At 64.7% G+C, this 7,069-nt stretch carries 7 protein-coding genes; 4 read left to right on the forward strand and 3 right to left on the reverse strand.

The genetic code is table 11. The features are described from left to right. The 3 genes from VN856_RS26875 to hpt form a co-directional block, all read left to right on the forward strand. The coding region (locus tag VN856_RS26875) for a zinc-dependent metalloprotease (RefSeq protein ID WP_325694991.1) at positions 1-180 on the forward strand (180 nt) is incomplete at its 5' end. After that, positions 159-1,121 carry a tRNA lysidine(34) synthetase TilS gene (tilS, locus tag VN856_RS26880; RefSeq protein ID WP_325694993.1) on the forward strand — a complete coding sequence of 321 codons (963 nt, stop codon included), beginning with the start codon at positions 159-161 and terminating at the stop codon, positions 1,119-1,121. The genes VN856_RS26875 and tilS, both read left to right, overlap by 22 nt. 25 nt (positions 1,122-1,146) lie before the next feature. Continuing rightward, positions 1,147-1,749, forward strand: a complete 603-nt coding sequence (gene hpt, locus VN856_RS26885; protein ID WP_325694995.1) for a hypoxanthine phosphoribosyltransferase — start codon at positions 1,147-1,149, stop codon at positions 1,747-1,749. An 18-nt stretch (positions 1,750-1,767) separates the two neighbouring features. On the opposite strand, the gene VN856_RS26890 is transcribed toward hpt, so the two are convergent. Together VN856_RS26890 and VN856_RS26895 are read right to left on the reverse strand one after the other, a co-directional pair. Then, a complete protein-coding gene (locus tag VN856_RS26890) occupies positions 1,768-2,631 on the reverse strand; it encodes a hypothetical protein (protein WP_325694996.1) in 864 nt (287 codons plus the stop codon). Positions 2,632-2,744: 113 nt separating this feature from the next. After that, positions 2,745-3,467, reverse strand: a complete 723-nt coding sequence (locus VN856_RS26895; RefSeq protein ID WP_325694998.1) for an SIMPL domain-containing protein — start codon at positions 3,465-3,467, stop codon at positions 2,745-2,747. Positions 3,468-4,052: 585 nt separating this feature from the next. Between VN856_RS26895 and VN856_RS26900 the strand changes: the two genes are divergently transcribed. After that, a complete protein-coding gene (locus tag VN856_RS26900; protein ID WP_325695000.1) occupies positions 4,053-5,309 on the forward strand; it encodes a DUF4185 domain-containing protein in 1,257 nt (418 codons plus the stop codon). A 607-nt stretch (positions 5,310-5,916) separates the two neighbouring features. Here the strand turns inward: VN856_RS26900 and VN856_RS26905 are convergent. Beyond that, on the reverse strand, positions 5,917-7,069 hold a 1,153-nt coding region (locus VN856_RS26905; protein WP_325695001.1), incomplete at its 5' end, for an APC family permease.

Genomic DNA, 7,069 nt, shown 5'->3' on the forward strand with positions numbered 1-7,069 from the left:
CGGGCGCTGCTGGGCATCGACGCCAAACTGAGCCAGTACACCCGGGGTAAGGCGTTCGTCGACCATGTGGTGGATCGGGTCGGGATGACACGGTTCAACACAATCTGGACGAGTCCAGAGACCTTGCCGCGGCCGATTGAGATCGAATACCCGCAACGATGGATCGATCGGGTGCTGTAGCCGAACTCCGCGCGGTGGTGGCGGCGTTCGCGACGAAATTTCTCGACACCGCCGATCGCTGGTGTGTGGCGTTGTCAGGAGGCCCGGATTCGTTGGCACTCACCGGTGTTGCGGCGACGATACTGCCGACCACTGCGTTGATCGTCGACCATGGCTTACAGGCCGGGTCGGCAACTGTGGCCGCAACCGCGCAGCGACAGGCCGAGTATTTGGGATGCGTTGACGCTCAAGTGCTTACCGTGCAGGTGGACGGTGTCGGCGGCCCGGAGGCCGCGGCCCGCAACGCCCGCTACATTGCGTTGGCGGATGCCCGTCGCGACCGGCCCGTGTTGTTGGCCCACACACTCGACGACCAGGCCGAGACGGTGTTGCTCGGCCTTGGCCGCGGCTCGGGTGCCCGCTCGATCGCCGGCATGCGCCGCTACGATCCGCCCTGGTGCCGGCCGCTGCTGGAGGTGCGGCGCGAGGTGACGCATGCCGCCTGCGCGGAGCTGGGGCTGAACGTCTGGCACGACCCGCACAACACCGACCGTCGGTTCACCCGCACCCGGCTGCGTCTCGAGGTGCTCCCACTGATGGAGGAGGTGCTCGGCGGCGGTGTGGCCGAGGCACTGGCCCGCACGGCGACCGCGCTGCGCGGCGACACCGAGCTGATCGATTCGCTGATCGCCCAGGCGATGTCCGTGGCGGTAACTCCCAACGGGCTCGACACCGAGGCGTTGACGGCGCTGCCCGACCCGGTCCGTCGCGGCGTCATCCGCAGCTGGCTGCTGGCCGGTGGCGCGATCGGGTTGACCGACAAGCAGATCCGCGGGGTAGACACGCTGGTCACCGCGTGGCGTGGCCAGGGCGGAGTGGCGGTCGGCTCGGCACTGCGCCATCAGCGATTGGTCGCCGGCCGCAGCGGCGGGGTGTTGACGTTGCACAACGAAGCGGTCTAGCCGACCGCCATTGGTTTCCGGCCCGATGACGTGGCACGCTGTGCTCGTGGCAGCGGAATCGCCGGAGCTCTACCCGGGGGACATCAAGTCGGTCCTGCTAGGTGAAGAGCAGATCCAAAGCCGCATCGCCGAGCTCGGGGCGCAGATCGGCGCGGACTACCGCGAGCGGGCCGCCGCCGATGATCGCGATCTGCTGCTGATCACCGTGCTCAAAGGCGCCGTCATGTTCGTCACCGACCTGGCCCGAGCGATCCCACTGCCGACGCAGTTCGAGTTCATGGCGGTCAGCTCCTACGGATCGTCGACCTCCTCGTCGGGTGTGGTGCGGATCCTCAAAGACCTCGACCGCGACATCAACGACCGGGATGTGCTGATCGTCGAGGACGTGGTCGACTCCGGGCTCACCCTGTCGTGGCTGCTGCGCAACCTGAACACGCGGCATCCGCACTCGCTGCGGGTGTGCACGCTGCTGCGCAAGCCCGACGCGCTGCGGGCCAACACCGACATCGCCTACGTGGGTTTCGACATCCCCAACGAGTTCGTGGTCGGCTACGGCCTGGACTACGACGAGCGCTACCGCGACCTGCCGTACATCGGCACCCTGGACCCGAGGGTCTACCAGGACTAGCTGTCGCACTTCACGATGTCAGTCCCGGTAGGGCTGTAATGGGACGTCGAAGGCGCGTTGGTCGCCTCCGATCTCGAGGACTCCGCGCCGAATCGGTTGGAAGGCGTCCCGAGACCGTCCGCGGTCGACGGCAAGCGAGATGTCGGCCACGGAGCTGTTGACGACCTCGTGGCGGTGGCCTGCGGGGTCGGAGTACTCCCAGCCGACAGTTGCCGCGAGCGAGACCTCGGCCCGGATGCGTACTGCGAGACCGGAACCGGTGAGCCCGATGGTGGCACCGTGGTCGGACAAGGCGACGGATGTGCCCCTGGCGAGCAGCCCGCCTAGGGGGTGGCGGGTGCCGTCGAGCTCGAGGGCACCGAAGGAGGTCCACGGCGCGAGTAGCGGGCCGACCCGCACGCGGCCGAGCACCGCGTCGAGCCAGCCGGTGCCGTCGTCGCCGAGACCGCTGGCCCGCAGCCAGATCCACCGTGCTGCGTGCTCGGTGCCCCAATTGTGGCCGAGCATTCCGGTCCACCCGGTCAGGTCGACCGGTTTGTTGTCGACGACCAGGGTTCCTTCGACGTCGAGATCGGGCACCGGTGACGTCGCCTTGGTGCGTGGGAGGGGCGCGCGGTAGAGGACCGCGGAGCGAAGGTGCTCGAGACCGGATGTCCGGGGAGCGAAGGCAAGATCCCACCGAGCGGAGAGCTGATCGGACTCGACTGACCCGCGGCTGCCCGTTGGTCCTTGGGAGGCGGGCCCGCAGCTGAGACCGAGACCCCCCGGGCTGACGTGGAGATCGTTGATCTTCGTCGCACGCACTCCCGTAGGGCTGAACCAGGTGACCCACAGCGCACCGGTCGGTTCCTTCCCGGGGCGCTTCTGAACGGTGGTCCGCACCCAAAGGGCTTCTGGTTCCGTGGGGTGAACGAGGGCGCAGTAGACGCTTTCATAGTGAGGTCGTGCGTTGGCGACATCAGGGAACCGGACCTTCATGAGGCGTGCGCTCTCACCTACCGCAATTCCCACACCGCAGTGACCGAAAAGCTCACCGTCTGCTGACCGGGCTCCAGCAGAACAATCGCCTGCATGCCGCTCCGGGGCGCTGGAACTCCCGGCGGCAATGCGCCGCCGCCGGAGGCTTCTGACACCGACAGGATCTTGCCCAGTCCGAGCCCGGACAGCTGGGCGTACTGCGCGGCGCGGTCTTTGGCGTCCTGAAAAGCGTGTGCCCGGGCGTCTTTCACCAGCTGCGAATCATCGGCGATGGAGTAGCTGACCGAGTTGATCCGGGTCGCGTCACCGCCGGTTCCGACGATGACGGCCAGCAGGCGCGACGCGCTGCCGGCGGGATGGATCTTGACCCGGATCGAGTTGGCGGCCCGATAGCCGGTGATGGTGCCGCCGGCATTGTCGTATTGGGGTTGCAGGCTCACATCGGTGGTGCTGATGTCCTTGCGGTCGACGCCGGCGTTGGCCAGCGCGTCGATGACCGCCTGCTGGCGGCCGTTGGTCTGATCCATCGCCGCGGTGACGTCGCGGGCGGTGAATTCGATGCCGACATCCGCGGTGAGCGTGTCCGGGACCCCTTGTACGTGGCCGGAGCCGACGACAGTCACCTGGCGCGGGTTGTCACCGACCCGGTCCGGACTGTGATCGCAGGCCGATGCCGCTGCGGCGAGACCCACTGCCAACGCGATACTCAATGGCAGTCTGGCACTTCTCAGGACAGGCATGATGGCACCCTAGCCGCTCCGGCGGTGGGTGATTTCCCGTCTGCGCGCTTCCTCGACCAGGCTGATCCAGACGGTCATCGATACATTCCATGCCGCGGCTACCGCAAGCAGATTCGTGTCGATTCTGCTGAGACGCGGTCCGGCCTCAGCGGAACCGGTCTTCAGGTCACGAGCAAGCAGACTGCCCGGCCCAAAGGAGTCCGGCGTCTTGGTGGTGGTTGCCGCACGGTCACAACCGGATACCGATCCGGCGTATCACTGAACCCAATTACCACTGTAATCACTATTGTCACAGTTTCGAGTCCGTGCGCGTCCGCTGTCGACGACCAACGGGGAAGTCCAGGCACCCATCGGAGGTTTGACGTGTGGGTATTTGCCCGACTCGCACCACTATCGGTGGCGTCCGTAACCGCCATCGGACTCGTCGCTCCGGTCGTCCTGGCTCCTCCAGCGGCCGCAGCGCCCTGCGCGCAGACGGCAACCCCGGCAGCACCGAACCGCATTCAGCCGCTGCCAGGGGCGGCGATGCCGCCGGTAGAACATGTGCCGACAGGGCGAATGCCCCGCGGCGCACAGAACCAGGCAATGCCGTCCAGGCTGGGTCCGCTCCCAGCGGCCTTGGACCCGGTGGCGCCGGGTGCTCTGAACTTCGCGCCGATGCAACAGGAAGGCGCGGTGCTGCCCTTGCCCGTGCCAGGGCTTCCCGGTCCGGCAGGCCAACAGGTGCCGAACCTCACGGGCCCCACGACCGGGGCCCCTGCTGCGGCGGTCGCGGCTCCGACGACAACGATCGTCAGCTGGATTGACGGGCCCAACAGCCCGAACAACACCTACACCCGCTTCGCCATCTCGGGCGCCGATCTGGGGATTATCTGGGACAACGGCCAAACCGGCGTGAACGACCAGGTGCTCATGGCATTCGGCGACACGTTCGGCGATTGCAGCGTCGCCGGCCAGCAATGGCGGAGCAACACCTTGTTTCGCAGCGCGGACCGCAATCTGTCCGACGGAGTGTCGGTGCCAAATCCCGCGTTCGGCAACGTCTACGCCGGTTCGCCGGTCCTGTCCGCGACTCCACCGGGATCGAACTTCTCAAGACAGATCATTGCCAGTCTCAATCTCGCCGCAACCGAAGTGACCATCATCCCAACCGCTGGAATCTCGGTGGGGACAACGCAGTACGTCAATTTTATGTCGGTCAAGCAGTGGGGCAATCCGGGCCAATGGACCACGAACTTCTCGGCAATCGCGGTGTCCACCGACAACGGCGAAAATTGGACCGCCAGCCGCGGAACCGTCCGTCCGAGCTTCTTTTTCAGCGTACCCAGCGTCTGGTTCAACTGGGGCAACCAGAATTTTCAGCAGGGGGCGTTCGTCCGACGCGACGGTTACCTGTACTCATACGGCACCCCGTCCGGACGCTCGGGCTCGGCATATGTGTCGCGCGTCCCCGAGAATGCTGTGCTGGACCTCAGTCAGTACGAATACTGGAGCCAACCGTGGTGGAATTTCTTCGGAGCAGGATCCTGGGTCGCAAACAGTCCCTGGGCCGCCACGCCGGTCATTTCGGCTCCGGTGAGCGAGATGTCGGTGCAGTACAACGATTACCTCAATAAGTACGTCGTGCTCTACACCGACGCTTCGAACAATGTCGTGATGCGGACATCGGACAATCCACAGGGACCGTGGAGCGCAACGCAGACCCTTGTGACGTCAACACAAGTTCCCGGCGGCATTTACGCCCCGTTCATCCACCCCTGGTCGGCCGGCCACGACCTCTACTTCAACCTCTCGCTGTGGTCGACGTACAGCGTAATGTTGATGCACACCACGCTGCCCTAGCCGCTCTTCGAAGGCTGAGCCGATCATTAGACAGACCGCGACGATAGTCCTGACGACGCTGGCAGAAGCCCTCGCAGTACTTTCCGCACCGACAGCGGCGCATGCGAATCCCGTTGTACCGCAACCAGACACACCCTGTTCGTCCAATCTCGCCAACGCGATGATTCAGCTTCCGGATCAGAAAATAAACCTGGTGTGCCAGCAGCAAGCAAACGAGGACTACCAATGGGGAATCGTCACCTCCGATTACCCCAGCAGTGATCGATGGTTGACCTATGGACCCCAACTGACGCTGCGCGGCGAGGGAACTCGCAACTACAACCTACGGTCAGGCGACTGGATCGCCCTCCCACAAGACCCCGACAGCCAGTGCATCGAGGAGCAGGTAGTCGTGGTCCGTGCAGGAGTTGTAAGTTCGCCCCAAGTAGCGGCCGGGGCGACAGGGCAGCAGCTCTCGTTTCGGGTGTTACCCAATCTCTTCTCGATAATGATGAAGGGCTACTGCCTTTGGACGAAGGTGACCTCCTGATAACCGGCGTTGGCACCACTTTGGGGCACATCGACGACTGGATGACGAGGAATCACGTGTTCGCCGTTGCCTAGCTCCCTAGTCGCCAACGACGGGCGCCGAGTTGGCATCGCCGTTCAGGGCGCTGTGCCGGCGGCCCCACATCAGGTAATAGGTCAGCGCCACCGCCAACCATCCGCTGAACGCGATCCAGGTGTACCAATGCAGGCTGAACAGGATGTAGGCGCAGGCTGCGATCGACAACACCGGGGTCACCGGATAACCCGGCACCTTGAAGCCACGCGGCAGCTCCGGCTCCTGAATCCGCAGGATGATCACTCCCGCTGACACCACGATGAACGCCGTGAGCGTGCCGATCGACACGATTTCGGCCAGCCGGTCCAACGGCACGACCGCGGCCAGCAACGCCACCGCGAACGCCACGATCATGGTGTTACGCACCGGCGTCATCGTGCGCGGGTTCACCTTGGCGAACGTTGCTGGCAGGAGGCCGTCGCGACCCATCGTGAACAGGATCCGAGTCTGGCCGTACAGCGTCACCAGCGTCACGGAGAATATCGAAATCACTGCTCCAGCGGCCACAATGGTGCTGCCGACGGTGTTGCCGGTGATGTGGTCCAGGATCACCGCCAGCGACGCTTCCTGATCTTTGAAATCCTGCCAGCGCTGCGCCCCGATGGCGGCAACCGAGACCAGCATGTGGATTGCCGTGACGATCAGCAGGGCGGCGATGATCGCGCGCGGCATGGTGTGTTGCGGGTCCTTCACCTCGTCGCCCGCGGTGGACACCGCGTCGAGACCGATGTAGGCGAAGAAGATCGTGCCGGAGGCCAAGCTGATGCCGGATAAGCCGAAGGGCGCCAGGTCCTTGAAGTTGCTCGCGTTGAACGCGGTGAACGCGATCACCGAGAACAACACCAGCACGCTGAGCTTGATCATCACCATCACGGCATTCGCTTTGGCGGATTCGCTTGAACCCCGGATCAACAGCAGCGCGCACATTGCCACGAGCGCGATCGCCGGTACGTTCAGGAAGCCAGGTTCTGGGTCCCAGGGTGCCGCTGAAATAGCATGTGGCAGAACAAAACCAAAGACATTGCCAAGAAACTTGTTGAGATACTGGCTCCAGCCGACGGCGACCGCGGCGGTGGACACACCGTACTCGAGCAGCAAACAGGCCGCGACTCCCATCGCCGCGAACTCTCCGAGCGTGGCGTAGGCATAGGAGTAG

Origin of the sequence: Mycobacterium sp., assembly GCF_035603715.1 — a bacterium.
Lineage (GTDB): Bacteria > Actinomycetota > Actinomycetes > Mycobacteriales > Mycobacteriaceae > Mycobacterium.

Coding starts and splice junctions, on each gene's coding strand:
- tilS (WP_325694993.1), top strand. CDS start 159: ATGGATCGATCGGGTGCTGTAGCCGAACTCCGCGCGGTGGTGGCGGCG.
- hpt (WP_325694995.1), top strand. CDS start 1,147: ATGACGTGGCACGCTGTGCTCGTGGCAGCGGAATCGCCGGAGCTCTAC.
- VN856_RS26895 (WP_325694998.1), bottom strand. CDS start 3,467: ATGCCTGTCCTGAGAAGTGCCAGACTGCCATTGAGTATCGCGTTGGCA.
- VN856_RS26900 (WP_325695000.1), top strand. CDS start 4,053: ATGCCGTCCAGGCTGGGTCCGCTCCCAGCGGCCTTGGACCCGGTGGCG.